This window comes from Rhizobiales bacterium NRL2, assembly GCA_001664005.1.
Lineage (GTDB): Bacteria > Pseudomonadota > Alphaproteobacteria > Minwuiales > Minwuiaceae > Minwuia.
On sequence record CP016093.1, the window covers coordinates 353,991 to 380,974 of the forward strand.

Below are 26,984 nucleotides of genomic sequence, written 5' to 3' on the forward strand. Positions count from 1 at the left end.
ATTGTGGCAGGCGCGGCGGGAAAACCGGCGCAAGCAGAACAAGACAGCCCGAGGGAGGCCCGATCCATGAGCGCAGACCTGCACCCCGTCCCCGACGAGTGGGCCAGGACGGCCAAGATCGACAACGACAAGTACCAGGAGATGTACCGCGCCTCGATCGAGGATCCGGAGACCTTCTGGGGCGAACAGGGACGCCGCATCACCTGGTTCCGGGACTACACGAAGATCCGCGACGTCTCCTACGACGCCGACGATCTGCACATCCGCTGGTACGAGGACGGCACGCTGAACGCCGCCTACAACTGCCTCGACCGGCACCTGGCCGACAAGGGCGACCAGCCGGCGATCATCTGGGAGGGGGACGAGCCCGACACCGACGAGACCGTCACCTACCGCGACCTGTACGCGCGGGTCGGCCGTCTGGCCAACGGGCTGAAGGCGCTGGGCGTCAGCAAGGGCGACCGGGTGACGATCTACATGCCGATGATCATCGAGGCGGCGGTGGCCATGCTGGCCTGCGCCCGCATCGGCGCGATCCATTCGGTGGTCTTCGGCGGCTTCTCGCCGGACTCGCTGGCCGGGCGCATCCAGGACTGCGAAAGCAACTGCGTGATCACCGCCGACGAGGGCGTGCGCGGCGGCCGGCGGATTCCGCTGAAGGCCAACACCGACGCCGCGCTGGCCGAATGTCCCGGCGTCGAACATGTCGTCGTCGTGCGCCATACCGGCGGCGATGTCGGCTGGAAGGACGGCCGCGACGTCTGGTACCATGAACTGGTCGAGGGCCAGTCCGACGACTGCCCGGCCGAGGAGATGAACGCCGAGGATCCGCTGTTCATCCTCTATACCTCCGGTTCGACCGGCAAGCCGAAGGGCGTCATGCACACGACCGGCGGCTACATGGTCTACACCTCGATGACGCATGAATACGTCTTCGACTACCGCCCGGGCGACATCTACTGGTGCACCGCGGACGTTGGCTGGGTGACGGGGCACAGCTACATCCTCTACGGCCCGCTGGCCAACGGGGCGACCACGCTGATGTTCGAGGGCGTGCCGAACTACCCGGACGTCTCCCGCTTCTGGCAGGTCTGCGACAAGCACAACGTGCAGATCTTCTACACCGCACCGACGGCGATCCGCGCCCTGATGGGCGCCGGGCCCGATCCGGTGAAGAAGACTTCGCGCAAGTCGCTCAGGCTGCTGGGCACGGTCGGCGAGCCGATCAATCCGGAGGCCTGGAACTGGTACCACGACGTCGTGGGCGAGGGCCGCTGCCCGATCGTCGACACCTGGTGGCAGACCGAGACCGGCGGCATCCTGATCAGCCCGCTGCCGGGCGCCACCGATCTCAAGCCCGGTTCGGCGACGCGGCCCTTCTTCGGCATCAGGCCGATCCTGGTCGACGAGTTCGGCAAGGAGCTCGACGGCGCGGTCAGCGGCAATCTGTGCATCACCGAGAGCTGGCCCGGCCAGATGCGCACGGTCTACGGCGACCACGAGCGCTTCGTGCAGACCTATTTCTCGACCTATCCGGGGCGCTATTTCACCGGCGACGGGGCGCGGCGCGACGAGGACGGCTATTTCTGGATCACCGGCCGCGTCGACGACGTGATCAACGTCTCCGGCCACCGCATGGGCACCGCCGAGGTGGAGAGCGCCCTGGTCGCCCACGACAAGGTCTCGGAAGCCGCGGTGGTGGGCTATCCTCACGACCTCAAGGGTCAGGGCATCTACGCCTATGTCACGCTGATGGCCGGCGAGTCGCCCGGCGACGACCTGCGCCGCGAGCTGGTGCAGTGGGTCCGCAAGGAGATCGGCCCGATCGCCTCGCCGGACCTGATCCAGTGGGCGCCGGGTCTGCCCAAGACGCGCTCGGGCAAGATCATGCGCCGCATCCTGCGCAAGATCGCCGAGGACGATTACGGCAGCCTGGGGGACACCTCGACGCTGGCCGATCCGGCGGTGGTCGAAGACCTGATCGAGAACCGTCAGAACCGGCGCGACTGACCGGCCCCCGCCTCGGCGGCGACGCCGCCGCCGGACGCCAGCGGCTGTCCGGCAGGCGCCGGCTGCTCGGCCAGCGGCAGGGTGACGGTCACCGACGTGCCGGCGCCGGGCGCGCTCTCGATGGTCATGGTCCCCCGGTAGGAGGCGACCAGGTCGCGGCAGAAGGTGAGGCCGAGTCCCGTGCCCTTCTCGCCCGAGGTGCCGGAGCTGGAATAGCGGATATCCGGCGCGTTGACCTTCTCCAGCGTGGTCCCGGCCATGCCGACGCCGTCGTCGCGGATCACCAGCCGCGCCTGACCGCCGCTGCGGCCGATATCGACGCCGACCGTGCCGCCGGCGCGGGTGAACTTCAGCGCATTGGCCAGCAGGTTGCGGACGATGGTCTCGACGCCCAGCGGATGGGCCAGCACGACGATGTCGCTGCGGCCGCCGGGGGATTCGAAATTCACGCCCTTGGCCTCGAAGGCGCTGGCCAGTGGCGCATGGGCGGCGGCGACCGCGGCGTCCAGCGCCACGGGTTCGCGCTCCAGGTCGCGCGGCTGGCTCTGCGTCCAGGCCAGCAGGCTGTCGACCAGGTCATGGGCCTGGCGGGCGGCGACGTGGATGTCGTCGGCCATCTCGAGCGCGCTTTCGGTCCGTCCCATGCGGGCCAGGTGGCGCATCGCCTCGGTGCCGCCGACCAGGCTGTTGAAGGGCGTCTTCAGGTCGTGCGCCAGCAACGAGATCAGGCGGTCGCGGCGCCGCACCTCGGCGCGGAGCGTGACCGACATGCGCCCCGTCAGCAGGCTCAGCGCCCACAGGGCGTAGAACAGGGAAACGACCTCGAGACCCGCGACAGTCGTTGCCACCGGGCCGGAGAGATTGAGAATCTCGTCGAACTGGTGGCCGCTGACGACCTCGACCGTCACCACCGTCAGCACGATTCCGAAGACGCCGGAGATGCCGGCGGCGGGAATGCGGCTGCCATTGCCGATCTGGCGCCGCGATTTCCAGGGACGGAGCGAGACGACCAGCCAGAAGCAGAGGGCGGCGCCGGCGGACATGGTGACTGCGAGGCGCATGCGGGCGTCCGGATCGCCCAGATAGAACCACCCGACGCCGAGGCCAACCGCGGCGACGATCGCCAGCAGCGGCCAGATCGTGACCGGACGCGACAGGAAGGCGCGGGTGCCGAGGATGGCGGTGGCGAAACCGCCGACGATCAGCATGTCGCTCACGACGACCGAGACGAAGCCCGGAATGACCTCGCGCAGCGCCACCAGCAGGGAGCCGAAGGCGACCGCCGTGAAGCCCAGGGACCACAGGCGCGCGGCGATGGCCGCCGACCGCACGGGCGGCCGCCGCTGCATCCACAGGAAGTAGGCCGTCGCCAGATTGGTCGCGAAGGCCACCACCTGAATTGTGCCGATATCCAGTTCGATCACGCCGGCCTCGGGGTCCAGGAGTCGAATCCCATAGCCCGCGCCCCGCTAAGAAACGGTGAAGACAATTTCGTTTCCTGGGGGGTTGCGCTGTTTGATTGAGCGGCCCCTCACTCGGCGCGTCACCCCCGCCTCTGTGCGGGGGTCCGGAGCGGCTTCGCCGCAAGTCGATGGTCTTGACCGGATGCCCGCACGGGGGCGGGCATGACACCGAAGCTCCACTGGCGATTCAACCTCCCCGAGGATTGTTCTAGCGGACGATGACCTCGGCGCGGCGGTTGAGTTCGGAGCGGCGGTCCTCTCCGGGCTCCAGCGGCTCGCGCTCGCCGCGGCCCCAGATCTCGATGCGGCCGGCCTCCAGGCCGGCGGCGACGAGTTGATCCCGCACCGCTTCGGCGCGGCGGAGCGAGAGCGCGTCGTTGTAGTCGTCCTCGCCCACCGTGTCGGTGTGGCCGACGATCACCACGTCGGCCGGCGCGTGTTCCTCGATGGCCGCGGCGATCCGGGGGATCAGCGCCAGCGAATCCGCGTCCAGCACGTCGGAGCCGAATTCGTAGCGCAGCGTGAATTGCTTCGGCGCCCGGGGCATGGCGCCGATCGCAGCCCGGTAGTCGCGGTCGACCGCGGCGGCGTCGGTCCGGTCCACCGTCGCCTGTCCGCCCTTCGCGACGCGGGCGCGCTGGAAGGCGTCGGCGATGACGACTTCCTCGCCGCCGGGATTGACGGCGATCTGGCCGACGCTGCCGTCGTCGTCGGCCAGCAGGACGATCTCGTCCTCGGTGGCGCAGGCGGCCAGCAGCAATGCCGCGGCCAAGGCGATGACTGTTCTGTGCATGGTCATGTCTTCCGCCGCCTCAGTCCGCAACGCGCATCAGGAAGCGCGTGCCGCGCACCGCCAGCACCGTGTGCGGCGTCTCCACCAGCATCTGGTCGCGCCCGCGCTTGGCCAGCCGGCCCGACCGCGCCGACAGCGACCCGCGCTCCAGCCGGCTGCGGAACGCGCCTTCATTGGTGGTGGGGTTGAAGCTGTAACCGGCGACCGCGAAGCTGCTCGACGGGCCCAGCGCGATCAGCGAATTGTCGGTGAAGGTGAGGCCCGCCGTGGCCTCGGGACCGGTGTGGACGACGTCTTTCTCGGCAATGCGGAAGCCCGGGGCCGCCGGCAGGCGGTCGCCGCCGCGCTCCACCTCGACCCTGCCCTCGACGGTCTTCACCGTCGCCACGTAGTCGGCCGCCATGGCGGCGGGCGTGGCAAGCGCCCCGGCCAGCAGGCAGATCGTCAGAAGCCGCATCATGATGTCCTCCCTCGCGGGCTGTGCCGGATCACCCTTCCCCGGCGGCATTGAAGCGCAATGCGGCCAGGAAGGCCAACGGCAATAGGGCGTGGCCGACATCACAGAGCGGTCATTCGGGCGGGGCCCGCCGGTCACCGCCGCCCCATTGGCAAGCGTGGCGAAAGCTGCAACGCTCGGGTTTCAACGATCTCCGGGGAGGGACGATCCATGCAGGTGCATGATCCACGCATACCGGCCTTCGAGGACTGCGTCGTGCCGGAGATGCTGAAGAAGCAGGCGGCCCGCCAGCCCGAGAAGGTCTACGCGGTCTTCGAGGACGGCGAGGAGTGGACCTATGCCGAGATGTTGTCCAGGGCGCGCCGCGCCGCCGCCGGCTTCCGGGCGCTGGGCGTCGGGCGCGGCGATCACGTGCTCTCCTGGCTGCCCAACGGGCGGGAGGCGCTGCTCACCTGGTTCGGGCTGAACATGCTGGGCGCGGTCTATGTCCCGGTGAACACCAGCTATCGCGGCGGCCTGCTGGAGCATGTCGTGGCGCTCTCCGACGCCCGGCTGATCGTCGTCCACAGCCAGCTCATGGGCCGGCTCGCCGACATCGACCGGGCGCGGCTCACCGACGCCATCGTCGTCGGCGGCGAAGCGGCGGCCATCGACGGCCTGACGGCGCATCCGGCCGAGGCCCTGCAGCCCGGGGAGGAGGCGGAGGCCGAGGAGCCGGTGACGCCCTGGGAGAGCCAGTACATCATCTTCACCTCCGGCACGACGGGGCCGTCGAAGGCGGTGCTCTCGCCCTATCTGCAGGCCTACGCCATGTCCTGCGAGAGCTATCATTTCCTGAACGCCGAGGACCGGGTGCTGGTCAACCTGCCGCTGTTCCATGTCGGCGGCACCATCTTCGTCTATGTCATGCTCCATCACGGCGGCTCGGTGCTGATCGAGGAAGGTTTCCGCACCGACGGCTTCTGGGAGACGGTGCGCCGCCACGAGGTCACCGCCACCTGCCTGGTGGGCGCCATGACCCCGTTCCTGCTCAAGCTGCCGCCATCGAACCGCGACCGCGATCACCCGATGCGGTCCATCGTGACGATCCCGTGGAACGAGGACTCGCTGGCGCTGGGCAAGCGCTACGGCGTCGACATGTACACCGGCTTCAACATGACCGAGATCTCGTCCCCCATCGTCTCCGAAGCCAATCCGCCGGCGCTGGGCACCTGCGGCAGGTCCCGCGAGGGCGTCGAGGTGCGTGTGGTCGACGACAATGATTGCGAGGTGCCGCCCGGCGTCGTCGGCGAGCTGATCGTGCGCACCGACCGGCCCTGGGCGATGAACGCGGGCTACTACAAGAACCCGGAGGCGACGGCGAAGGCCTGGCGGAACGGCTGGTTCCATACCGGCGACGCGTTCCGCTACGACGAGCAGGGCAACTTCTTCTTCGTCGACCGCATCAAGGACGCGATCCGCCGCCGCGGCGAGAACATCTCGTCCTTCGAGGTGGAATCGGAGGTCACCCAGTTCGCCGCCGTGCGCGAGGCCGCGGCGATCCCCGTGCCCAGCGAATTCAACGAGGACGAGGTCATGGTCGTGGTCGCGCCGTCGCCCGGCCAGACCATCGACGCCGAGGCACTGTTCCGCTTTCTGGAGCCGCGTATGGCGCACTTCATGCTGCCGCGCTTCATCCGCGTGGTCGACGACCTGCCCAAGACGCCGACCCAGAAGGTGCAGAAGGTGAAGCTGAAGGAAGACGGCATCACCGCCGACACCTGGGACCGCGAGAAGGCTGGCATCAAGGTCAAGCGGGAAGCCATCGGCTGACCCGGTGGCGCGCCGGGGATGGCCCGGCTGGCCGGCGCTGCGCAGCTGGGCGCGCGCAAGCCGTTCTGTCATCCCCGACGAGCCGGAGGGGCGCTCGGGGATCGGGCGATGCCGGACTCCGGCGTTCTGCCGTGGCCGGATGCCCGCGCGCCGAAGGCGGCGGGCATGACATCGAGAAGTGGGCCAAGCCGCTACATGCGGACGCATCCCCACCCCGACCCTCCCCCTTCCCGAAGGGGGAGGGTGGCCCGCCCCGGCGGGCCGGGAGGGGGTGATCCTGAAATCGCGCGGCGCGGGATTGTCCGCGCTCCGCTACTTCTTCTTCCCGAAACTGAAGCCGGCGCAGCGGTCGGGGCTGGGGGTCAGGGCGGTGAAGATCACGAAGTCGAACTGGCGGGCGTTGTCGACATAGGCGGCGGCCGCGGTCTCGCCGGGGACGGCCTCGATCAGGCCGATGCTCACCGCGTCCGGGTTGGTGCCGAGATAGATCGGCACGCCCCGGTCGGCGCGGACATGGCCGTTGCCGGCGATCAGCACCGCGCCGTCGCCGGCGTCGGCCTGCAGCAGCGCGGCGGCCATGGCGGCGTCACGGCTGCGCTGGATGCGGTTCATCGGCGCCAGCATGCGTTCGGGCATGACACCGCAATGGCCCTCCACCAGATCGAGGTTGAGCGCGGTCTCCTCGCGCTGGCTCCAGGGCGCGAGGCGCAGCAGCCGTGCGGTCACGGGGTCGGTCAGGGCCGACAGCCCGTCGCGCATCAGCCGGCCCACGGTGGCGCGGTCGAAGTTGGCGGCGTGCTGCGGCAGGCCGGCGGCCATCGCCACCTCCGCGATGGGGCGGTAGGTTTCCCATTCGGGCCAGCCCGATTCCGCCCAGCCGACGGCGTCGCCCAGGCCGGCGGCGTCGGCGCCGGGGCGGGCCAGATAGGCCTGCAGCGCGTCTTCCCGGGTGAAGTCGATCATCTCCCAGACCACGGCGGGCCGCCGGTCGGCGCGCACCAGCTCGGCCAGGATGCCGGCCTGCAGGCGGTGGTGATCGGGATTGTCGTGCTTCTCACCGATCAGCACGAAGCGCGTGCCGGCGATATGGCGCGCCAGCTCCGCCTCGCTGGCCTCCCGGCCTTCGCCGGGAATCCAGATGCGGCCGATCAGCGGGTGCGCGCGGCGGCCGCTCTCCTGCACGTTGAGCAGCGGCGGCAGCGCAGCTTCGGATCCGCCGCCGCGGCCGTCGCCGGCGCCCTGTTCGGCGCAGGCGGCGAGCAGCAGAAGGCCCGTCAGAAGGGCGGCGATGCGTGACAGAAGAGACATCGGACTCCAATTGGGTTCCCGCGCGGATTCGCCAAGGCGCGCCCGTGGCGCCTTGCAGTGTGCCGGCGCCGCGGTCAACGGCTCCGGCCGGACGCCGCCGTCATTCCTTCGGCATCTTGATGATGCAGTTCTTCGTGAACTCGGCGGTTTCGTTGAGCGTCCACTCGCCCTTCGGCTTCTCCTCCATTCCGGCGCACCATTCGTCGCTGCCGACCTCGGGTTCGCAGGCCGCCACGAGCGCCAGAAGCGCCGCCGCGGCGCCCCATTTCGCCAGATCATTCGCCCTCATCGTGTTGCACCTCCTCAAGGCCGATCGCGACCACCGAGGCCGCGACGCACATTGCCGCGAACAGGGCCAGCACCGCCGCCTCGCCAAAGGCCGAGGCGAGGAAGCCGACGCCCGCGCCCGCCAGCAATAGCACGCCGATGATGGTATTGGAGAGAGCCGTGTAGGCCGCGCGGCTGTCGCGGCCGGCCATGTCGGTCAGATGCGTCGCCCGCGCCAGCCGCACGCCCTGATAGGCGAGCTGCAGCACGAACAGCAGCGCCGGCAGCACCCAGCCGGACTTGTCGATCTCCCCGCCGGTGCGGTCGAGGAGCACCGCGAGCACGAAGGCCAGGGCCGCCAGCAGTCCGGCGGCGATCAGCACCTTGCGGCTGGAGCGGTCCGAGGCGCGGCCCCAGACATAGCCACCCAGGATCGCCGCGGCCGAGGAGGCGATCAGGAACAGGCCGAGGCCGCCCAGGCCGCCGGATTCCTCGGCCGCACCGGCCAGCGCCAGCAGATAGGGCGGCGCCAGCGCCGTGGCGATCAGCAGCGCCCGGACGACGATGAATCGCACCAGCTGCCCGTCCGTGCGCAGCAGGCCGAACTGCTCGATCGCCACCCGGAAGGGATTGCCGCCGCCCTCGGTCGCCCCGGGCTCTTCCTTCAGGGTCGTGAAGACGCCGGCGGCGGCGATCCACAGCCCGCCGGCGACGAAAAGCACCACGGCGATGATCTCGGCCGTCTTCGGCAGTATGCCCGCGCCCAGCAGCAGCCCGAAGGCCAGCACCCCGGCGGAGGCGAGGCTGCCGGCCGTGCCGGTTGCGGTGCCGCGCGTCGACTTGGAGACCGTCTTGCCCAGCACGTCCTTGTAGCTCACCGAGCAGGCGCTGCGGGCGAGGGCGAAGACCGTGAGCAGGCCGACGATGGCCCAGCCCGCGGCAGCGCCCTCCAGCGTCAGCGCCGCCAGGCCGATGCCGATCACCGCGCCGCCCTGGACCAGCGAGCCGCCGGCCCAGACCCACTTGCGTTGCGGCAGGGACCGGATTTTCGCCGAAACGAACAGCTGCGGCAGCAGGGCGCCCGCCTCCCGGATCGGCACCAGGAAGCCGATCAGATAGACCGGCGCACCCAGCGCGCCCATCAGCCAGGCCAGCACCAGCTTCGGATCGATCAGCCCGTCGCCCAGCTTGGTCGCCGCCAGGCTGATGACGTGGCGCATGAAGTTCTCGGGCTGCGCGTTGCAGGCGCTTTCGGGGATGTCGCGGCAGACCCGGCCCTCGTCCTCCGACGTCAGGACCGCGTAGGCGCGCTGGACGGCGGTTTCGGCCATGACCGGTTCAGTGATCCGAGATTTCGCCGTCCTTGAACAGGAATTCCCGCAGATGGGCGTCGAAATCCTTGGAGTTGCGGCGGATCCACTCGATGACCATGGCGGCGTGCTCCATCTCCTCGCGCATGTTGTGGAGCAGGATCTCCTTAAGCGCCTCGTCCTCGCAATCGTCGGCGCGCTGGCGGTACCAGTCGACCGCCTCCATCTCCTCCATCAGGGAGACGATGGCGTGGTGCATGTGCAGGGTCTCTTTCGACAGGCGCTCGCGCGGTGCGTGCAGGTTCTCGCTCGACATGAATTCCCTCCCGGTCGGTGGCGCGGGCCGCCGCCCCTCGCGTGACCCGGTACGGAGTGTCGCCCAATCCGGATCGCCGGACTCTGGCGCACAATGGCGCACCTCGGTACCCGGCGGGCCTGCGCTCAGGCGGGCCGGGCCATCAGGGTCAGGATCTCGAACAGCATCTGGCCGCCCGTCAGCGCGGTATTGGTGGACGGGTCGTATTGCGGCGCGATCTCGACCACGTCGCCGCCGACGATGTCGAGCCCGTCCAGGCCGCGCAGGATCGCCTGGGCCTCGCGCGGGGTCAGGCCGCCGACCTCCGGCGTGCCGGTGCCCGGCGCGTAGACCGGATCGAGCCCGTCGACGTCGAAGCTGACATAGACCGGGCCGCCGCCGACCACCTCGCGCGCCTTCTCGATCACCGCCGCCGGTCCCATCTCGGCGACGTCCTCGATGTGCAGCACGGTCATGCCGGCGTCGCAGGAGAATTCCCAGATGATCTCCGAGGAGCCGCGGATGCCGATCTGGATCGTGCGCTCGGGGTCCAGCACGCCCGCCAGCACCGCCTGACGGAACGGTCCGCCGTGATGGAACTTGGAATAGTCGTACTCGCCGCCGGTGTCGCAATGGGCGTCGATATGGACCATGCCGAGCGGCCGGCCGTCCCCCAGCGCCTTCATGATCGGATAGGTGATGGAGTGGTCGCCGCCCACCGAGAGCGGCCGCACGCCTGCCTCGCGGACCTTGCGGTAATGCGCCTCGATGTCCTCGATGCACATCTCCAGGCTGAAGCGGCTGCGGAAGTCGACATCGCCGGTGTCGGCCACCTTCGCCTCGGCGAAGGGCGCGCGGCGCAGCACGTGGTGATAGGGGCCGATCCGTTCGATGTCGCGCACCGCCCGCGGGCCGAAGCGTGCGCCGGGGCGGTTGGTGACGCCGAGATCCATGGGGACGCCGATGAGGGCGATGTCGAGGCCGTCCAGGCTGCCGGCGATCGGCGCGTCCAGCAGGGTCGGGATGCCCGCATAGGGCGGCTTGCGCCGCTGCGGATCGGCGAAGACGATCTCAGCCGCCCGCCTCAGTTCCGGATCGAAGATGTCGCCGCCCCTGGCGTCGGCGTATTTCGCCCTGAGCCTTTCGAGATTGTCGCGATCCATGGGGCACCTCTCCTTCGCGTGCGCCGCCCGAGCCTAGCGTCCCCGGCGCCGCCCGGCCATCATCGAGGTCCTTTCCGTCCGATCCGAAATCGGCGAAGTTTGTCGTCATGCCTGGCTTTGCGGAGAGACCGGACGACTTCAGGATTCTCGACGATCACGACGAGTCCGTAACCGACCCCATACTCATACAGGGCCGCGAATGGTGGGAAAGCGCCCGCGGCGGGCGCGCCATGCCGGGCCGCAAGAACTTCGATCCCGTCGAGGCGCCGCCGGAAATGCTGCCGCACATCCTGCTGGCCGATGTGGTGTGGACGCCCCGGCTGCGTTTCCGCTACCGGTTGATCGGAACCCATATCACCCAGGCGATGGACCGGGATGCGACAGGGCGCTGGTTCGACGAGTTGTACAATGAATACGAGTACGAGGGCGTCACCGCCGGCATCATGCGGGCCATCGAGACGAGGCGGCCCGTGAGCACGCTCGCCAGGGCGCCGGCGGACGAACGCTCCTTCCTCCAGATCGAGGCCGTGGACATGCCGCTCGCCGCGAACGGCTGGGACGTCGACATGATCATGACGTTGTGCAGCATCCGCAATCCCAGATTGAATCAGCAGTCCGGTTCCATATGACCGGTTGCGGAATGGTGCCCCGGAATCCCACCGCCCACCGTGCCGCCATTGACGGCGAGGTCGCTTTGGCGGATTCATGGAACAGGGGGCCGTCTGCCTTCCGGGGGTAGCATGAACAGTTTCATCGATAGCCGCACCGGCGCGTTCCGGATCGTGGCGGTCGAGGAGTCCGAAGTCGAGAGTCCGCTGCTGCTGGAGGCGCGCGCCCTGTGGGACCGCCTGCGCGGCGACCGGCCGATGCCGTCCCGGCGGGACTTCGATCCCGTGGAGGCCCCGCGGCGGCTGCTGCCGCACATGATGCTGGTCGACGTCGCCTACGGCCAGACCCCGTCGCCGCGTTTCCGCTGGCGGCTGCTCGGCACCCATGTCACCACGGCCATGGGCCGGGATTCGAGCGGGCGCTGGTTCGACGAGATCTACCACGAACGCGAGATGGAACTGGTCGTCGGCGGCATGCGGACTGCGATCGAGACGCGCCGGCCCTGTTTCACGCGCGCCCGCGCGCCCAGCGAGGAACGCTCCTTTCTGCTGGTGGAGGCGGTCGACATGCCGCTGTCGTCCGACGGCGAGCGCGTCGACATGATCCTGGGCGCCTGCCATTTCTACAGCCCCGCACCCGACGGGCAGCAGTCATGAGCGGCCCCGAACCGATGCCGCTGCCGGCGGTCTTCCGGGTGGAACTGGACCCGGAGTTGGCGGTCGTGAGCCCGGTCCTGGCCGAGGCCCTGCGGCTCTGGGAGGCGCTGCGCGGACCGCGGCAGATGCCGGCGCGCCGCGACTTCGATCCGGCGGAGACGCCGCGCGCCCTGCTGCCCCACATCCTGCTGATCGACGTCGACGCCGGGGAGGGGGCGGAGTCGCGTTTCCGCTGGCGGCTGATCGGCACCCATGTGACGACCATGCTGGGCCGCGACATGACCGGGCGCTGGTTCGACGAGATCTACGACGCGGGGACGCTGACATCCATCACCACCGGCCCGCGCTGGGTGCTGGCCAACCGCCGCCCCGTACGCACCGTGGGCCAGGCGCCGGTTGACGAACGCAGCTATCTGCGCTCGGAAAACCTCCACATGCCGCTTTCCGACGACGGCCGGCGCGTCGACAAGATTCTGGTCGCCACCGACCTCCGGTCCATCAGGTTATGACGAGGATCCGATGACTCCCGCTCCAGACCGCCATTTCCCGAACTGGTTCCGGATGGAGCTCGCGCCTGTCGACGATATCCGCAGCGACGCGCTCCGGGCCGGTCTGGCCGCCTGGCGCAACGCCCGCGGGGAACGCGAGATGCCGGCGCGCCGCGATCTGGACCCCACGGCGATGCCGGGATTCCTGTTGCGGCATCTGCTGCTGATCGACGTGAAGCATGCGCCGCGTCTTCGCCTGCGCTGGCGGCTGATCGGCACTCATGTCACCGAGATGATGGGCCGCGACTCGACCGGGCGGTACTGGGACGAACTCTACCCGCCGGAGATCGCCGATATCCTGGCGACCGGCCCCGCCGCCGCGATGCGGACGCGCGGACCGGTGCGCACCCTCGGCGTCGCCCCCGCCGGCGACCGCAGCTATCTGCGCTCCGAGAACCTGGACATGCCGCTGTCCTCGGACGGCGAGACGGTCGACATGATCATGGTGGTCAGCGATTTCGGCCGGCGCTGAGCGCGCCGATTGCCCCGCCCCGGCCCTTCCGTTAAAACGCGGCCTTCCGAATTCCCGAAAACTTCCGACGAAGGACGACGAGAGCGCGAATGGCGAACTATCAGTACGTCTACACCATGCAGGGTCTGACCAAGACCTGGCCGGGCGGCAAGACGGTGCTCAAGGACATCCACCTGTCCTATCTGCCCGGCGCCAAGATCGGCGTGCTCGGCGTCAACGGCTCCGGCAAGTCGACGCTGCTGAAGATCATGGCCGGCGAGATCACCGAGTACAACGGCGAGGCCTGGGCGGCCGACGGCCTGAAGGTGGGCTATCTGCACCAGGAGCCGGAGCTGGACGAGACGAAGGACGTACTCGGCAACGTCATGGACGGGGTGGCCGAGAAGCAGGCGATCCTCGACCGCTACAACGAGATCTCCATGAAGTTCGCCGAACCCATGGACGACGACGAGATGAACGCCCTGATCGAGGAGCAGGGGAAGCTGCAGGAGGAGATCGACGCCCGGAACCTTTGGGATCTGGACCGCGAGGTCGAGATCGCCATGGACGCGCTGCGCTGCCCGCCCGGCGACGGGGACGTCGCGAAGCTGTCGGGCGGCGAGCGCCGCCGCGTGGCCTTGGCGCGGCTGCTGCTGTCGAAGCCCGACATGCTGCTGCTCGACGAGCCGACCAACCATCTGGATGCCGAGAGCGTGCTCTGGCTGGAGCGGTTCCTGGACGAGTATTCCGGCACCGTCGTCGCCGTCACCCATGACCGCTACTTCCTCGACAACGTCGCCGGCTGGATCCTGGAGCTCGACCGCGGCAAGGGCATCCCCTTCCAGGGCAACTATTCGGGCTGGCTGGAGCAGAAGGAGAAGCGCCTGCGGCAGGAGGAGCGCGAGGACGCCTCCCGTCAGCGCACGCTGTCGCGGGAACTCGAATGGATCCGCCAGAGCCCCCGCGCGCGCCAGGCCAAGTCGAAGGCGCGCGTCACCGCCTATGAGGAGCTGCTGTCGGCCGACACCGAGAAGCGCCGTTCGGAGATGCAGATCTACATCCCGCCCGGCCCGCGGCTGGGCGGCAATGTCGTGGAGTTCGAGAACGTCTCGAAGGCGTTCGGCGACAAGCTGCTGATCGACGGCTTCACGGCGAAGATTCCGCCCGGCGCCATCGTCGGCATCATCGGCCCCAACGGCGCCGGCAAGACGACGCTGTTCCGCATGCTCGCCGGGCAGGAAGAGCCGGATTCGGGCACCATCAAGGTCGGCGAAACCGTCGAGCTCGGCTATGTCGACCAGTCGCGCCAGAGCCTGGACGACAGCAAGAACGTCTGGGAGGAAATCTCGGGCGGCACCGACGTGATCGAGCTGGGCAAGCGCACCGTGCCCTCGCGCGCCTATGTCGGCAGCTTCAACTTCAAGGGCGCCGACCAGCAGAAGAAGGTCGGCCAGCTCTCCGGCGGCGAGCGCAACCGCGTGCATCTCGCCAAGATGCTGAAGTCCGGCGCCAACGTACTGATGCTCGACGAACCGACCAACGACCTGGACGTGGAGACGCTGCGCGCGCTGGAGGAGGCGCTGGAAAGCTTCGCCGGCTCGGCCCTGATCATCAGCCATGACCGCTTCTTCCTGGACCGCATCGCCACCCATATCCTGGCCTTCGAGGGCGACAGCCACGTCGAGTGGTTCGAGGGCAATTTCGAGGACTACGAGGCCGACCGGAAGCGCCGCTTCGGCGACGACGCCGACCAGCCGCACCGGATCAAGTACAAGAAACTGGTCGGCTAGACCGGTCGGCGCGCGGAAGCCCCTGTCATGCCCGCCGCCGCAGGCGCGCGGGCATCGGGCGGCGGAAGGATGCCGGCGTCCGGTTTCGCCCGATCCCCGAGTGGCGCTGGCGCCATCGGGGATGACATCTTCCGGTGGGCGACCGATCCCCCACCCTGTCCCTCCCCCTTGGCCAAGGGGGAGGGGTGGATCTGCGCAAGCGGAACCGGGAGGGGGGATGGCGGATGACGCCGGCCGGGGACGCGTGTAATCAGGCCCGCGCCGGGACTTGATCCCGGCGTCCAGCGGGCGGTGAGGTCGTACTGGGTCCCGGGGTCGAGCCCCGGGACAGGTTGAAGTTCTGGAGCCACGATTTGCCCCCCGTCCTGCATCTGCGCGACATTCATCTGACCTTCGGCGGCAAGCCCACGCTGGACGGGGCGGAGCTGGCCGTCAGTCCGGGCGAGCGGATCGCGCTGGTCGGGCGCAATGGCTCGGGCAAGTCGACGCTGCTGAAGATCGCCGCCGGCGTGGTCGATCCCGACGATGGCGAGATCTTCCGCCAGCCGGGCGCCACCATCCGTTATCTGCCGCAGGAGCCCGATCTGACCGGCCACGCGCGGGTCAGCAGTTTCGTCATGGCCGGCCTCGCGCCGGGCGACGACGAGCATCGCGCCCGCTATCTGGTGGAGAATCTGGGTCTCACGGGTGACGAGGATCCGGCGACGCTGTCGGGCGGCGAGGCGCGCCGCGCGGCGCTGGCCCGGGCGCTGGCCCCGGCGCCGGATATCCTGCTGCTGGACGAGCCGACCAACCATCTCGACCTGCCGGCCATCGAATGGCTGGAGGCGGAGCTGGCCGGCTCGGCCTCGGCGATCGTGCTGATCAGCCATGACCGGCGCTTCCTGCAGAACCTGACGGCGGCGACGGTCTGGCTGGACCGCGGCGCGACGCGGCGGCTGGAGCGCGGCTTCGCCCATTTCGAGGAATGGCGCGACGCCGAGATCGCCGCCGAGGAGGAGCGGCTGCACAAGCTGGACCGCAAGATCGCCTCGGAGACCGAGTGGCTGCACAAGGGGGTGACCGCCCGGCGCAAGCGGAACATGGGCCGGCTCCGCGCGCTGCACGACCTCCGCTCGGAGCGCCGCAACTATGACAAGGCCCAGGGCCGGGTGGAGATGACCGCGTCCGAGGCGGCGAAGTCCGGCAAGCGCGTGATCGAGGCCGAACATGTCTCGAAGAGCTTCGGGGACAGGACCGTGGTCCGGGATTTCAGCCTCCGCATCCTGCGCGGCGACCGCATCGGCATCGTCGGGCCCAACGGCGCCGGCAAGACCACGCTGCTCAAGCTGCTTCTGGGCGACCTGGAGCCCGACGAGGGCCGCATCGCGCGCGGCACCAACCTGGAGATCGCGACCCTGGACCAGCGGCGCGAGAGCCTGGACCCGAAGATGTCGCTGGGCGACGCGCTGACCGGCGGCGGCGGCGACATGGTCGCCGTGGGCGGCGAGCAGCGCCATGTCATTGGCTACATGAAGGACTTCCTGTTCGACCCGAAGCAGCGGCCGACGGCGATCTCGGCGCTGTCGGGCGGGGAGCGCGGGCGGCTGATGCTGGCCCGGGCGCTGGCCCGGCCGTCCAACCTGCTGGTGCTCGACGAGCCGACCAACGACCTCGACATCGAAACCCTGGACCTGCTGCAGGAACTGCTGGCCGACTATGGCGGCACCATCCTGCTGGTCAGCCACGACCGCGATTTCCTCGACCGCTGCGTCACCGCCACCGTCGCCTTCGAGGGCGACGGCCGCTGGACGGTCTATGCCGGCGGCTACAGCGACATGATGCGGCAGCGCGCCGGCGCGGCGAAGGAAGCGGCGGCGGCGCAGAAGACGGACGGGGCGGGGAAGACGAAGCCCGCACAGAAGCCGCGCAAACCGGCGGCCCGGAAGCTCTCCTACAAGCAGAAATACGCCCTCGAGACCCTGCCGGACCGCATCGCGGAGCTGGAAGGGGAGATGCAGCGGCTGGAGGCGGAGCTCGCCGACCGGAGACTGTTCACGCAGGATCCGGAACGCTTCCAGGCGGCGACGAAACGCCTGGAGGCCGCCGCGGCGGAGCACGCCGCCGCCGAGAGCGAATGGCTGGAACTGGAGATGCTGCGCGAGGAGATCGAGGGCGGCTGAGGCGATCAGCCCTGCCCGGCCTCCGGCGGCGGTGTCTCGTCCGACTGCAACAGACGGTCGGCGAAGGCGTTGGCGCGCGACAGCAGGCCGATCAGGGTCGCGTACTCCGCGTCGGAATAGATTTCGCGGAAGGCGCTGCCGACGGCCATGGCCCTGGGCAGCACCTGCCGCGCCAGCTTCTCCCCCGCGGCGCTCAGCACGATGATGATCTGGCGGCGGTCCCGCTCGTTCGGCCGGAAGGCGACCAGGCCGCGCTGTTCCAGCTGCCGCACGGTGCGGCTGACATGGGCGGGATCGAGCAGCGCCAGTTCGGATACGCGCCGCGCGATGCTGGGGCCGTAGATGAACAGCGCCAGCATGATGCGCCATTCGCGCAGGGTCAGACCGTCCTGCGCCAGGGCGCGGCGGGCGACGGTCAGCGACAGTTTGTTGCTCAACGTGACGATCTGATGGTTCAACGCGTCGTCGGCGCCGTGTTCGGCCGCGCCCGCCGGGGGGCGCATCCTGTCATCTGCCATCGCCGATCTCCGGTGCCGGGCGGTTGCTTGCCGGAGCAAGCGCGAAGCAGCATTACCGGCGCGGCGGCCGTTGTCTAGGTATCTTATGCGCTTTCGTGGTACTCGCGTGCGATCCCGGCCACCACCTCGGCGACCTCGGCGATCCCGTCCACCAGTTCGACCGAATGGCCGGCCGACCAGATGTCCTTCCAGCGCCGCGGCGCGTCCGGGTTGATGTCCTTGGATATCTCGATGGCGCCGCGTTCGGGCAGGTTGTCCGGGTCCAGGCCGGCGGCCAGCAGGCTGGGCTTGAGGATGCTGGTGTCGAGACCGGTGATGGCGTTGGTCAGCTTGATGTCGTCCAGGCCCGACTCCACCAGCATCTGCTTGTAGCGGTCGGCGGCCATGCTTTCGGCGGTGGCGATGAAGCGCGTGCCCATGTAGGCGAGGTCGCAGCCCAGCACCTCGGCCGCGCGCAGGCCCCGCCCGTCGCCGACGCCGCCGGCCAGCACCACCGGCCCGTCGAAGATGCGCCGCACGCCGCGCACGAAGGCGAAGGGGTTGGCCCAGCCGGTCTGGCCGCCCGCGCCGCCCGTCAGCAGGATCAGCCCGTCCGCGCCGGCGGCGATCGCCTTCTGGGCGTGGCGCATCGAGGCGATGTCGGCCAGCACCAGCCCGCCCCAGCCATGCACCGCGTCGACGATCTTCTCCGGGCTGCCGACGCTGGCGATGACCAGCGGAGGGCGATGCCTCGCCAGTACCTCCAGATCCTGCGGCAGGCGGGTATTGGTGCGGTGGACGATCAGGTTGGGCGCGATCGGCGCGCTGTCCGCTCCCGTCTCCCGGCCCATGCGTTCCAGCCACTTGTCCAGTTCGTCCACGGTGCGGCAGTTGGCCGTGGGAAACGATCCGATGACCCCGGCGCGGCAGGCGGCGATCACCAGTTCGGGCCCGGAGACCAGGAACATGGGCGCGGCGATCAGCGGCAGTTTCAGCCGCTCGGCGATCTCGGGAGGCAACGACATGAAAATCCTTTCCGGGCTGGCGGTCGCGACATCTTTCCCGAGCCGCCGGCCGCCGACAAGCTTGCGGTCGGCGGCGCTTCGGGTTTCATTGCGGCATGTTTGGCAGGTTGGGAATGTGGCTCGCAAGTCTCGCGCTGCTGGCGGCGGGGGCGTCGGCGGCACTGGCGGAGCCGCTGCCGCGCGTGCTTTCGGATGCCGACGCCGGACGCTATGCGCGCATCTTCGAGGCCCAGCGCCAAGGCGACTGGCGCACCGCGGACCGGCTGATCGGCGGGCTGCAGGACCGTCTGCTGCTGGGCCATGTGCAGTTCCAGCGCTACATGCACCCGACCGCCTACCGCTCCGCCTATGCCGAGCTGCACCGCTGGATGAAGGCCCATGGCGACCATCCTCTGGCCGAGCGGCTGCACGCCCTGGCGCAGAAGCGGCGCATCGCCGGCTGGAAGCCGCTGCCCGGGCCGCGGGTCGCGCGGCTGGAGCTGCCGCCGGGGGTGGAGCTGCCGGCCGTGCGCCCGGCCGCCCGCGCGGAGGCCGCGGAGAGCGGCCGCACCGGTCATGACAGGGCGGTGCTGGCCCAGGTCCGGCGCAATGTGCTGCGCGACCGCATGACGGTCACCGAGAACATGCTGGACGGGCCGAGGGGGCAGGCGATGTCGCCGGCGGCGATGGCGGAGGCGCGGGCCACGCTGGCCCGGGGCCACCTGTCCAAGGCCCGTTTCGAGCGTGCGCTGAAACAGGGCGACCTGGCCCGTCAGGGCCCCGGCGGCGGCATGCGCGCCGGGTCGTTCTATGCAGGTCTGGCGCTCTGGGCCATGGGCCGGCATGCCGAATCCCACTACCGCTTCGCCGCCGCCGCCGACACGACGCCGGATCATATCGGCCACATGGGCGGGGCCGCCGACTTCTGGGCGGCGCGGGCGGCGCTGGCGGCCGGCCGCTACGCCGCCGTGGTGCCCTATCTGCGCCGGGCGGCCAGCTACAGCCGGGACATGTACGGGCTGCTGGCCGCGCGCCAGCTTGCCGACCGCGGCGACTTCGAATGGTCGCCGCCCGGTCTCAAGGCCGCGGCGGTCGAGACGCTGATGGCCGCGAACCCGGCGATCCGGCGGGCCATCGCCCTGACCGAAGCCGGCCAGATCGCCCGCGCCGACCTGGAGCTGCGCCGCCTGTCGCGCCGCGCGGACGCCCGCGGTTCGGCGCTGCTGATGGCGTTGTCGGCGGCGCTCGACGCCCCGGCCACGGCCTACCGCATCGCCCGCATCCGCCTGAACAGCTTCGGCGAGCGCCACGATCCGGCGCTGTTCCCGCTGCCGGACTGGCGCATCGACGAGGGGCAGCCCGTCGGCCGCGCCCTGCTGATGGCGGTGGCGCGCCGCGAATCCGGTTTCGACACCCGCGCGCGCAGCGGCCGCGGCGCCAGCGGCCTGATGCAGCTGATGCCGCGCACCGCCGACTACATCGCGCGCAAGTCCGGGCGTCCGCCGCCGGGGCGGGCGGCCCTGTTCGACGCCGAGGTGAGCCTGGAGCTGGGCCAGTCCTATCTGGCCTATCTGATGACCGCGGTGGAGCCCGACGGCAGCCTGCTGCACGTGCTGGCGGCCTACAATGCAGGGCCGGGCAATGTGCGCGAATGGCAGCGCCGCTTCGGCGACCGCGACGATCCGCTGCTGTTCCTGGAACTCATGGGGTCGCTGCAGACGCGCCTGTTCGTGCGCGACGTGCTGGCTGCCTACTGGATCTACCGCGACCGGCTGGGGTGGGAGACGCCGACGCTGGGCGAACTGGCCCAAGGGCGCTGGCCCTTCTACAGTCCGCCGCCGCGCGCCGCGGCGCCGGTCCTCATCGGAAGAGGAGGCATCGGTGCCGATTGACGAGAGCCGGGACTTCGTGCCCGTGAACATCGCCGTGCTGACCGTCTCGGATACCCGCACGCCGGAAACCGACAGGTCCGGCGAAGTGCTGGTGGAGCGGCTGGAGGCGGCAGGCCACCGGCTGGCGGCGCGGTTGATCGTTGTCGACGAGCGGGCCGCGATCGCCGAACGGCTGCGGGCCTGGGCCGATGACGAGGGCGTCGACGTGGTCATCGCCACCGGCGGCACCGGGGTGACGGGCCGCGACGTGACGCCGGAGGCCCTGTCCGACGTCTGCGAAAAGGAGATCGCCGGCTTCGGCGAGCTGTTCCGCATGCTCTCCTACGAGAAGATCGGCACCTCCACGATCCAGTCGCGCTGCGCCGCCGGCGTCGCCCGCGGCACCTACATCTTCGCCCTGCCGGGGTCGCCGGGGGCCTGCCGCGACGGCTGGGACATGATCCTGGCCACCCAGCTCGACATCCGCTTCCGTCCCTGCAACTTCGTTGAATTGCTGCCACGGCTCAGGGAAAGCTGAACCTTTCCGGACACAAAGGGCTTGTGCGGGGACGCGGCTCCGCGCAATTCTGCGCGGCCGGGGGGCGCATGAGTGGGTAACTTGACGATGAAACGACGTCTGACGGCGGTTGCGGCCGCGGCGCTGGCGCTGCTTCCGGCGGCGGCCCTGGCCGAGCTTGACGGGCCGTACCTGGCCGGCGGTGTCCTGGGCCAGCATGTCGGCGACCGCGAACTTTCCGGCGGCGTGGCGGGCGACCTGGAAATGGCCATCGGCGCGGGCGGACTCGCGGCCTTCGGCTACCAGTTCCGCACCGGGATACGTCTGGAGACGGAGCTGAGCTACCGCCACAACCGGGCCGACAGCTTCAACGGCGCCAACGTCAACGGCTCCTTCGGCGTCCTCGGTGGCCTCGTCAATCTGGTCTGGGAGTACGACAACGATTCCGGCATCTATCCCTATGTCGGCGGCGGCATCGGCATCGCCCAGGTTCAGGCCAATGATTTCGATTTCGGCGGCGGCCGGACCCTGGACGACGGCGCCACCGAGTTGGCCATGCAGGGCCTGGCCGGCGTCGCCTTCGCGCTGGACCCGAATCTCTCCCTGATCGCCGAGTACCGCTATTTCCGCACCGGCGAGGCCGAATTCCGCGATTCGACCGGCGCCACCATCGACGCCAGCTATGCGGCCCACACCGCGGTACTGGGCCTGCGCTACCGCTTCGGCGAGCCGCCCAGGGCCGCCCGCGCCGCGACGAGCGTGCGCGACGCCGCAGCCGCGGCCATGCCCGCCGCCAAGGGACCGAAGGAAAGCACGGCGCCCCGGCGTCTCGCGCCCGCCCGCCCGGCGGCGGCGGTCCGGCCCAGGGCCGAACCCCTGCCCAACGCCCAGGCCCGGGCCGCAGCCAGCCTGCGCCGCTCCTATGTCGTCTTCTTCGCCCTGGACAGCGCCGAGCTGGGTCCCGAGGCGCGCGAGACGGTCGCCGAGGCCAGCGACCGCGCCCGCCAGGACGGTACGGCCGTGATCGAACTGGCCGGTCACGCCGACCGCTCCGGCGATGCCGCCTACAACCGCGCCCTGTCGGAGCGTCGCGCGCGCAACACCGCCGCCGAGATCCGCAGCCACGGCGTGCAGGCGGTGATGGACATCGAGGCGCATGGCGAGACCCAGCCTCTGGTGCCGACCGCCGACGGCGTCTACGAGCCGCGCAACCGCCGCGTCGAGATCGTCCTGCAGGGCCAGGGCGATGGCCTGAACGTCAGCCGCAACTGATCCGCGCCATTGCCGCTTGACCGCGCGGCCATGCAATGGTTCCATCCGGCGATGGAACAAAAAAAGAACAAATCCCATGACGGCCACGGCTTCGACATGTCGGCGGCGGCCGGACCGGCCCAGGCCAGGGGCCGGGGGGCGCGGTCCAACCGCTCGGGCCGCTTCGAGGCCGAGGAGCGCGTCTGGATCGACGATGGCTGGACCCCGCCCGAGGAGTGGCTGGAAGGCGGCGCGGCCGTCAGAACGACCGAGACGGAGGACGCCACCCGCACCATCATCGCCCGCAACAGCTCGCCCGACATCTCCTTCGACCGCTCCATCAACCCCTATCGCGGCTGCGAGCACGGCTGCATCTACTGCTTCGCCCGGCCGACCCACGCCTTTCTCGGGCTCTCGCCCGGCATCGATTTCGAGACGAAGCTGCTCTACAAGCCCGAGGCCGCGCGACTGCTGGAGAAGGAATTGCGCGCGCCGGGCTACCAGTGCCGCGTCATCGCCATGGGCACCAATACCGACCCCTATCAGCCGATCGAGCGCCGGCGTCAGGTCACCCGCCAGATCCTGGAGGTGCTGGCCCGCTTCGAGCATCCGGTCGGCATCGTCACCAAGTCGGCGCTGGTGACCCGCGATCTCGACATCCTGGCGCCCATGGCGGAGAAGGGTCTGGTCAAGGTGGCGCTGTCGGTGACCACGCTGGACAAGCGGCTGGCGCGCTCCATGGAGCCCCGGGCGTCCACGCCGGAGAACCGGCTGGCGGCGATCCGGGATCTCTCACGGGCCGGGGTGCGCACCGCCGTCATGGCCGCGCCGATGATCCCGTCGCTCAACGAACCGGAGATGGAAGCGATCCTGGAGCGGGCGGCCGAGGCCGGGGCCCGGGAGGCCGGATACATCCTGCTGCGCCTGCCGCTGGAGATCGCCGACCTGTTCCGCGAATGGCTGGAGAGCGAGACCCCGAACCGGGCCGGGCGCATCATGAAGCTGATCCGGGAAATGCGCGGCGGCCGGGACTACGACGCCGCCTGGGGGCGGCGCATGTCCGGCGCCGGACCCTATGCCGAAATGATGGCGCGCCGCTTCCGCATCGCCACCCGGCGGCTGGGCCTCAACGAGGCGAAGCTGCGGCTCGATACCTCGCGTTTCCGCAAGCCGCCGGCGCCGGGGGACCAGTTCTCGCTGCTCTGACGAGCGGCGCAGTCCCCATCGGGGATGACAACGAGGGGAGATGGCTGCGGCGCGCATGCCGCCGCCGCATCGTCAGGTGCGCGTCGTCAGTGCCAATTCCGCCCGAATTGCTCTAGATTGGGGCGATGCACGAACAGGAGCTGATCAATCTCGCGATCGTGGCCGTGGCCGCGCTCGCCTGCGGACTGGCGTTCAGCCGGATGCGCCAGCCCGTCGTGGTCGGCTACATCGCCGCCGGCATCGTTCTGGGGCCGTCGCTGCTGGGCGTGATCGCCGACCGCGACGAGGTCGAGTTCATCGCCGAGCTGGGCGTTCTGATGCTGCTGTTCCTGATCGGCATGGAGCTGTCGCTGCGCAGTTTCCGCCGCGTCTGGCGCCTCGCCGTCACCGTCGCTGGCCTGCAGGTGCTGCTGGGCGTGGGCGCGGCCTGGCTGATCGGCGCGGCGTCGGGCTGGACCCCTCAGGTCGCCCTGATCGTCGGCTTCGGCCTCAGCCTGTCGTCGACCGCCGTCGCCATCAAGATCCTGGAGGACATCGGCGAACTCCGCTCCGACGTCGGCCGCCTGGCCGTCGGCGTGCTGGTGGCGCAGGACCTGGCCGTGGTGCCGATGCTGATCATCGTCTCCGAGATGGGGCGGGAGGGCGCCGGACCGGCCGACGCCGCCCTGCCGGTGATCGTCGCCGTGGCCATCCTCGTCGGCGTCGTCTTCCTGCTCAGCCGGCGCAAGCGCGAGCACCTGCCCTTCGCCCACTGGATCACCGACAACGCCGATCTCGCCGCCATGGGCGGCCTCGCGATCTGTTTCGCCGGCGCGGCGGTCAGCGGCGTGCTCGGCCTGTCGCCGGCCTATGGCGCCTTCGTCGGCGGGCTGGTGGTCGGCAACACCATCGAACGCGGCAAGATGATCACCGCGGTGCAGCCGATCCAGTCGGTGCTGCTGATGGTGTTCTTCCTCTCGATCGGCTTGCTGCTCGACCTCGGGTTCATCTATGAGAACCTCGCCGTCGTGCTGGGGCTGCTGCTGCTGGTGACCCTGACCAAGACGGCGGCGAACATCGGCATCTTCCGCATGCTGGGCGAGCCCTGGCCCCGGGCCTGGCTGGCCGGCACGGTGATCGGCCAGGTCGGCGAGTTCTCCTTCATCCTGGTGGCTGCCGGCGCGGCGGCGGGGGTGGTCGACGGCTACAGTCGGGACCTGATGACCTCGGTGATCGTCCTCAGCCTGATCTCCAGCCCTTTCGTGCTGTTCTCCGCCCGGCGGATGGCGCGGGTGAAGTGGCGGCGCGTCAGGACCTTCGAGGATTTCCTAGGCGCGGTCTATTTCCGCGGCCGGGGGCGGCGGGCGCCGGCGGCGGCCGCGCCGCGGCCGGGGCGGGTGTCGATGACGCTGGGCGACTACAGCCGGGGCGAGGTGGACCGGCTGATGCGTCGGGTCCGGCCGAAGCGCGGGGGCGCGGACGGGGACGGGCAAGACGGTTCCGGCGGCGGAGCGGCAGGGGGAGCATGAGAGAAGATGGCGGCGATACCCGACCGAATGCTGGAAACTGAACGCAGCCGTCTCTGGCAGGGCCCGGTGGCCGGCGTCGACGAGGCGGGCCGCGGCCCCATCGCCGGCCCGGTGGTGGCCGCCGCCGTCATCCTGCCCGAGGACTTCATGCTGGAGGGCGTCAACGATTCCAAGCTGATCGCCCCGGCGGCGCGGGAGGCGCTGGCGCTCGCCATCCGCGCGGTCGCGGTGGTCGCCGTGGGCCAGGCCTCGGTGGAGGAGATCGACACGCTCAACATCCTGCACGCCGCCATGCTGGCCATGCAGCGCGCGATCGAGGCCCTGCCCATGCGGCCCGCCGGGGTGCTGGTCGACGGCAACCGCCTGCCCGAGCGGCTGCCCTGTCCCGGCCTGCCGGTGATCGGCGGCGACGGCACGGAACTCGCCATCGCCGCGGCCTCCATCATCGCCAAGACCGAACGCGACCGGATCATGCGGGATCTGGGCGCGCTCTATCCCGGCTACGGCCTGGAAACCCACGCCGGCTACGCCACCGAACGGCACCGCCAGGCGGTGCAGCAACTGGGTCCCACGCCCGCCCATCGCCGGTCATTCCGCCCCGTTCGTGACATGTTCACTTGAACAACGGGCGATAAGTCCATGACTTCCCATATCAAAATGTTGACGGTAGGCTAAGGTCGCGTCAGTTTGGCGCGGAGGGATCGATTCGTGGGGGTCGCGGATCGGCCAGAAGCGGTGAAATCGGGTCGGGCGCGGCGATGCAGGAACTTCCGGTCAACCGGATCATCCAGGGCGACTGCGTCTCCATCATGGAGGGGCTGCCGGCGGGTTCCGTCGACATGATCTTCGCCGATCCGCCCTACAATCTGCAGCTTCGCGGGGAACTGAAGCGCCCCAACGAGTCCGTGGTCGACGCCGTCGACGACGACTGGGACCGCTTCGAGAGCATGGAGGCCTATGACGCCTTCACCCGGGCATGGCTGACGGCGGCGCAGCGCCTGCTCAAGGACAGCGGCACGCTGTGGGTCATCGGCAGCTATCACAACATCTACCGCATCGGCGCCGTGCTGCAGGATCTCGGCTTCTGGATCCTCAACGACGTGGTCTGGCGCAAGGCCAACCCGATGCCCAATTTCCGCGGCCGGCGGCTGACCAACGCGCACGAAACGCTGATCTGGTGCGCCAAGGCTGAAGACGCGAAGAACTACACCTTCAACTACGAGGCGCTGAAGGCGCTGAACGACGATCTGCAGATGCGCTCCGACTGGTTGCTGCCGATCTGCTCGGGCGGCGAACGGCTGAAGGTCAACGGCCGCAAGGCGCATTCGACGCAGAAACCTGAATCGCTGCTCTACCGGGTGATGCTGACCGCGACCCGGGACGGCGACATCGTGCTCGATCCCTTCTTCGGCACCGGCACCACGGGCGCGGTGGCCAAGCGCCTCGGCCGGCGCTTCATCGGCGTCGAGCGCGAGGACAAGTTCTGCCGTCTGGCCCAGGCGCGGATCGGGCGCGTGCGCACCCTGCCGCCGGAGGACCGGGTGATCACCCCGCCCAAGCGCCAGCAGACGCGCGTGCCCTTCGGCATGATCGTCGAGCGCGGCCTGATCGAGCCCGGCACGAACCTGCACGACTACCAGCGCCGCCACACCGCGCGGGTGCGCGCCGACGGCAGCCTGGTCTGCGCCGACGCCACCGGCTCGATCCACAAGATCGGCGCCCATGTGCAGGGCGCGCCGAGCTGCAATGGCTGGACCTACTGGCATGTCGACGTCGAAGGCCGCCTGGCGCCCATCGACATCTTCCGCGAGCAGGTCCGCAGCGAACTGGGCGGTCTCTAGGCGGTCCCGCCTGGCGCGCGAGGGTTGGCATGGCCGGCTCGCGCGCCTTCCGAATCCGAGAAACGGCAGAATTGCCTGTGCACCCATCCGCGCCACGACACCGCTCCTCCCCGGAACGGGGGCCGGGGGAGGCTCGTCAAGCCCGAGGACTTCGACAGATCAATCCTCGGTTGGATTGAATCGCCAGCAGAGCTT

At 69.8% G+C, this 26,984-nt stretch carries 25 protein-coding genes; 15 read left to right on the forward strand and 10 right to left on the reverse strand.

The features are described from left to right. Nucleotides 1-66: 66 nt before the first annotated feature. A complete protein-coding gene (locus TEF_01590; protein ANK79629.1) occupies nucleotides 67-2,010 on the forward strand; it encodes an acetate--CoA ligase in 1,944 nt (647 codons plus the stop codon). On the opposite strand, the gene TEF_01595 is transcribed toward TEF_01590, so the two are convergent. From TEF_01595 to TEF_01605, 3 genes are all read right to left on the reverse strand, one after another. Further along, nucleotides 1,992-3,434 (reverse strand): hypothetical protein, encoded by a 1,443-nt coding sequence (locus TEF_01595; protein ID ANK79630.1) that lies wholly within the window; start codon nucleotides 3,432-3,434, stop codon nucleotides 1,992-1,994. The two genes, TEF_01590 and TEF_01595, sit on opposite strands and share 19 nt — an antisense overlap. 247 nt (nucleotides 3,435-3,681) lie before the next feature. After that, nucleotides 3,682-4,233, reverse strand: coding sequence for a hypothetical protein (locus TEF_01600; GenBank protein ID ANK79631.1), 552 nt, complete (start codon nucleotides 4,231-4,233; stop codon nucleotides 3,682-3,684). Between the two features lie 52 nt (nucleotides 4,234-4,285). Next, entirely contained in the window at nucleotides 4,286-4,726 is a 441-nt protein-coding gene (locus TEF_01605; GenBank protein ID ANK79632.1) for a hypothetical protein, read from the reverse strand. A gap of 207 nt (nucleotides 4,727-4,933) precedes the next feature. Between TEF_01605 and TEF_01610 the strand changes: the two genes are divergently transcribed. After that, nucleotides 4,934-6,535 carry an ATP-dependent acyl-CoA ligase gene (locus tag TEF_01610; GenBank protein ID ANK79633.1) on the forward strand — a complete coding sequence of 534 codons (1,602 nt, stop codon included), beginning with the start codon at nucleotides 4,934-4,936 and terminating at the stop codon, nucleotides 6,533-6,535. Between the two features lie 312 nt (nucleotides 6,536-6,847). On the opposite strand, the gene TEF_01615 is transcribed toward TEF_01610, so the two are convergent. The 5 genes from TEF_01615 to TEF_01635 all read right to left on the reverse strand — a co-directional run bounded on the left by TEF_01615 (nucleotide 6,848) and on the right by TEF_01635 (nucleotide 10,878). Then, nucleotides 6,848-7,735 (reverse strand): hypothetical protein, encoded by an 888-nt coding sequence (locus TEF_01615; GenBank protein ANK83210.1) that lies wholly within the window; start codon nucleotides 7,733-7,735, stop codon nucleotides 6,848-6,850. A 208-nt stretch (nucleotides 7,736-7,943) separates the two neighbouring features. Next, a complete protein-coding gene (locus tag TEF_01620) occupies nucleotides 7,944-8,132 on the reverse strand; it encodes a DUF3012 domain-containing protein (protein ANK79634.1) in 189 nt (62 codons plus the stop codon). Beyond that, the gene (locus TEF_01625; GenBank protein ID ANK79635.1) at nucleotides 8,119-9,441 is read right to left on the reverse strand and encodes an MFS transporter permease; all 1,323 of its coding nucleotides are present in this window, start codon (nucleotides 9,439-9,441) and stop codon (nucleotides 8,119-8,121) included. Before TEF_01625 ends, TEF_01620 begins: the two co-directional genes overlap by 14 nt. A 7-nt stretch (nucleotides 9,442-9,448) precedes the next feature. Continuing rightward, nucleotides 9,449-9,736 carry a ferritin gene (locus tag TEF_01630; protein ID ANK79636.1) on the reverse strand — a complete coding sequence of 96 codons (288 nt, stop codon included), beginning with the start codon at nucleotides 9,734-9,736 and terminating at the stop codon, nucleotides 9,449-9,451. Between the two features lie 125 nt (nucleotides 9,737-9,861). Continuing rightward, nucleotides 9,862-10,878 (reverse strand): agmatinase, encoded by a 1,017-nt coding sequence (locus tag TEF_01635; GenBank protein ID ANK79637.1) that lies wholly within the window; start codon nucleotides 10,876-10,878, stop codon nucleotides 9,862-9,864. Between the two features lie 107 nt (nucleotides 10,879-10,985). Between TEF_01635 and TEF_01640 the strand changes: the two genes are divergently transcribed. The 6 genes from TEF_01640 to TEF_01665 all read left to right on the forward strand — a co-directional run bounded on the left by TEF_01640 (nucleotide 10,986) and on the right by TEF_01665 (nucleotide 17,094). Continuing rightward, entirely contained in the window at nucleotides 10,986-11,507 is a 522-nt protein-coding gene (locus tag TEF_01640) for a hypothetical protein (protein ANK79638.1), read from the forward strand. 111 nt (nucleotides 11,508-11,618) lie between these two features. Beyond that, entirely contained in the window at nucleotides 11,619-12,143 is a 525-nt protein-coding gene (locus TEF_01645) for a hypothetical protein (GenBank protein ANK79639.1), read from the forward strand. Continuing rightward, nucleotides 12,140-12,652, forward strand: coding sequence for a hypothetical protein (locus TEF_01650; GenBank protein ID ANK79640.1), 513 nt, complete (start codon nucleotides 12,140-12,142; stop codon nucleotides 12,650-12,652). The genes TEF_01645 and TEF_01650 overlap by 4 nt, the downstream gene beginning before the upstream one ends. A gap of 52 nt (nucleotides 12,653-12,704) precedes the next feature. Next, a complete protein-coding gene (locus tag TEF_01655; protein ANK79641.1) occupies nucleotides 12,705-13,163 on the forward strand; it encodes a hypothetical protein in 459 nt (152 codons plus the stop codon). An 89-nt stretch (nucleotides 13,164-13,252) separates the two neighbouring features. Further along, nucleotides 13,253-14,932: an energy-dependent translational throttle protein EttA gene (locus TEF_01660; protein ANK79642.1), complete on the forward strand. Its 1,680-nt coding sequence runs from the start codon at nucleotides 13,253-13,255 to the stop codon at nucleotides 14,930-14,932. 353 nt (nucleotides 14,933-15,285) lie between these two features. After that, nucleotides 15,286-17,094 (forward strand): elongation factor 3, encoded by a 1,809-nt coding sequence (locus TEF_01665; protein ANK79643.1) that lies wholly within the window; start codon nucleotides 15,286-15,288, stop codon nucleotides 17,092-17,094. A 5-nt stretch (nucleotides 17,095-17,099) separates the two neighbouring features. Here TEF_01665 and TEF_01670 read toward each other — a convergent pair whose 3' ends face one another. Beyond that, a complete protein-coding gene (locus tag TEF_01670) occupies nucleotides 17,100-17,597 on the reverse strand; it encodes a hypothetical protein (protein ID ANK79644.1) in 498 nt (165 codons plus the stop codon). A 98-nt stretch (nucleotides 17,598-17,695) separates the two neighbouring features. Further along, nucleotides 17,696-18,616 (reverse strand): 2-nitropropane dioxygenase, encoded by a 921-nt coding sequence (locus tag TEF_01675; GenBank protein ID ANK79645.1) that lies wholly within the window; start codon nucleotides 18,614-18,616, stop codon nucleotides 17,696-17,698. A gap of 113 nt (nucleotides 18,617-18,729) precedes the next feature. Here TEF_01675 and TEF_01680 point away from each other — a divergent pair, with 113 nt between their 5' ends. The 7 genes from TEF_01680 (at nucleotide 18,730) to TEF_01710 (ending at nucleotide 26,789) form a co-directional block, all read left to right on the forward strand. Next, entirely contained in the window at nucleotides 18,730-20,487 is a 1,758-nt protein-coding gene (locus tag TEF_01680) for a hypothetical protein (protein ID ANK79646.1), read from the forward strand. After that, nucleotides 20,477-21,004 carry a molybdenum cofactor biosynthesis protein B gene (locus tag TEF_01685; GenBank protein ANK79647.1) on the forward strand — a complete coding sequence of 176 codons (528 nt, stop codon included), beginning with the start codon at nucleotides 20,477-20,479 and terminating at the stop codon, nucleotides 21,002-21,004. Before TEF_01680 ends, TEF_01685 begins: the two co-directional genes overlap by 11 nt. Nucleotides 21,005-21,091: 87 nt before the next feature. Beyond that, nucleotides 21,092-22,255, forward strand: a complete 1,164-nt coding sequence (locus TEF_01690; GenBank protein ID ANK79648.1) for a hypothetical protein — start codon at nucleotides 21,092-21,094, stop codon at nucleotides 22,253-22,255. 51 nt (nucleotides 22,256-22,306) lie between these two features. Beyond that, entirely contained in the window at nucleotides 22,307-23,440 is a 1,134-nt protein-coding gene (locus TEF_01695) for a radical SAM protein (protein ANK83211.1), read from the forward strand. A 125-nt stretch (nucleotides 23,441-23,565) separates the two neighbouring features. After that, nucleotides 23,566-24,948 (forward strand): hypothetical protein, encoded by a 1,383-nt coding sequence (locus TEF_01700; protein ANK79649.1) that lies wholly within the window; start codon nucleotides 23,566-23,568, stop codon nucleotides 24,946-24,948. Nucleotides 24,949-24,975: 27 nt separating this feature from the next. Next, entirely contained in the window at nucleotides 24,976-25,569 is a 594-nt protein-coding gene (locus TEF_01705) for a ribonuclease HII (protein ID ANK79650.1), read from the forward strand. 137 nt (nucleotides 25,570-25,706) lie between these two features. Beyond that, nucleotides 25,707-26,789, forward strand: a complete 1,083-nt coding sequence (locus TEF_01710) for a modification methylase (GenBank protein ID ANK79651.1) — start codon at nucleotides 25,707-25,709, stop codon at nucleotides 26,787-26,789. Nucleotides 26,790-26,984 lie beyond the last annotated feature (195 nt).

Bases quoted from the DNA above. Each gene is read 5' to 3' on its own strand.
- TEF_01635 (ANK79637.1), bottom strand. From the start codon at position 10,878: ATGGATCGCGACAATCTCGAAAGGCTCAGGGCGAAATACGCCGACGCC.
- TEF_01675 (ANK79645.1), bottom strand. From the start codon at position 18,616: ATGTCGTTGCCTCCCGAGATCGCCGAGCGGCTGAAACTGCCGCTGATC.
- TEF_01590 (ANK79629.1), top strand. From the start codon at position 67: ATGAGCGCAGACCTGCACCCCGTCCCCGACGAGTGGGCCAGGACGGCC.
- TEF_01700 (ANK79649.1), top strand. From the start codon at position 23,566: ATGCACGAACAGGAGCTGATCAATCTCGCGATCGTGGCCGTGGCCGCG.
- TEF_01710 (ANK79651.1), top strand. From the start codon at position 25,707: ATGCAGGAACTTCCGGTCAACCGGATCATCCAGGGCGACTGCGTCTCC.
- TEF_01620 (ANK79634.1), bottom strand. From the start codon at position 8,132: ATGAGGGCGAATGATCTGGCGAAATGGGGCGCCGCGGCGGCGCTTCTG.
- TEF_01655 (ANK79641.1), top strand. From the start codon at position 12,705: ATGGAGCTCGCGCCTGTCGACGATATCCGCAGCGACGCGCTCCGGGCC.
- TEF_01680 (ANK79646.1), top strand. From the start codon at position 18,730: ATGTGGCTCGCAAGTCTCGCGCTGCTGGCGGCGGGGGCGTCGGCGGCA.
- TEF_01695 (ANK83211.1), top strand. From the start codon at position 22,307: ATGGAACAAAAAAAGAACAAATCCCATGACGGCCACGGCTTCGACATG.
- TEF_01630 (ANK79636.1), bottom strand. From the start codon at position 9,736: ATGTCGAGCGAGAACCTGCACGCACCGCGCGAGCGCCTGTCGAAAGAG.
- TEF_01640 (ANK79638.1), top strand. From the start codon at position 10,986: ATGCCTGGCTTTGCGGAGAGACCGGACGACTTCAGGATTCTCGACGAT.
- TEF_01660 (ANK79642.1), top strand. From the start codon at position 13,253: ATGGCGAACTATCAGTACGTCTACACCATGCAGGGTCTGACCAAGACC.
- TEF_01705 (ANK79650.1), top strand. From the start codon at position 24,976: ATGCTGGAAACTGAACGCAGCCGTCTCTGGCAGGGCCCGGTGGCCGGC.
- TEF_01670 (ANK79644.1), bottom strand. From the start codon at position 17,597: ATGCGCCCCCCGGCGGGCGCGGCCGAACACGGCGCCGACGACGCGTTG.
- TEF_01690 (ANK79648.1), top strand. From the start codon at position 21,092: ATGAAACGACGTCTGACGGCGGTTGCGGCCGCGGCGCTGGCGCTGCTT.
- TEF_01610 (ANK79633.1), top strand. From the start codon at position 4,934: ATGCAGGTGCATGATCCACGCATACCGGCCTTCGAGGACTGCGTCGTG.
- TEF_01650 (ANK79640.1), top strand. From the start codon at position 12,140: ATGAGCGGCCCCGAACCGATGCCGCTGCCGGCGGTCTTCCGGGTGGAA.
- TEF_01605 (ANK79632.1), bottom strand. From the start codon at position 4,726: ATGATGCGGCTTCTGACGATCTGCCTGCTGGCCGGGGCGCTTGCCACG.
- TEF_01645 (ANK79639.1), top strand. From the start codon at position 11,619: ATGAACAGTTTCATCGATAGCCGCACCGGCGCGTTCCGGATCGTGGCG.
- TEF_01625 (ANK79635.1), bottom strand. From the start codon at position 9,441: ATGGCCGAAACCGCCGTCCAGCGCGCCTACGCGGTCCTGACGTCGGAG.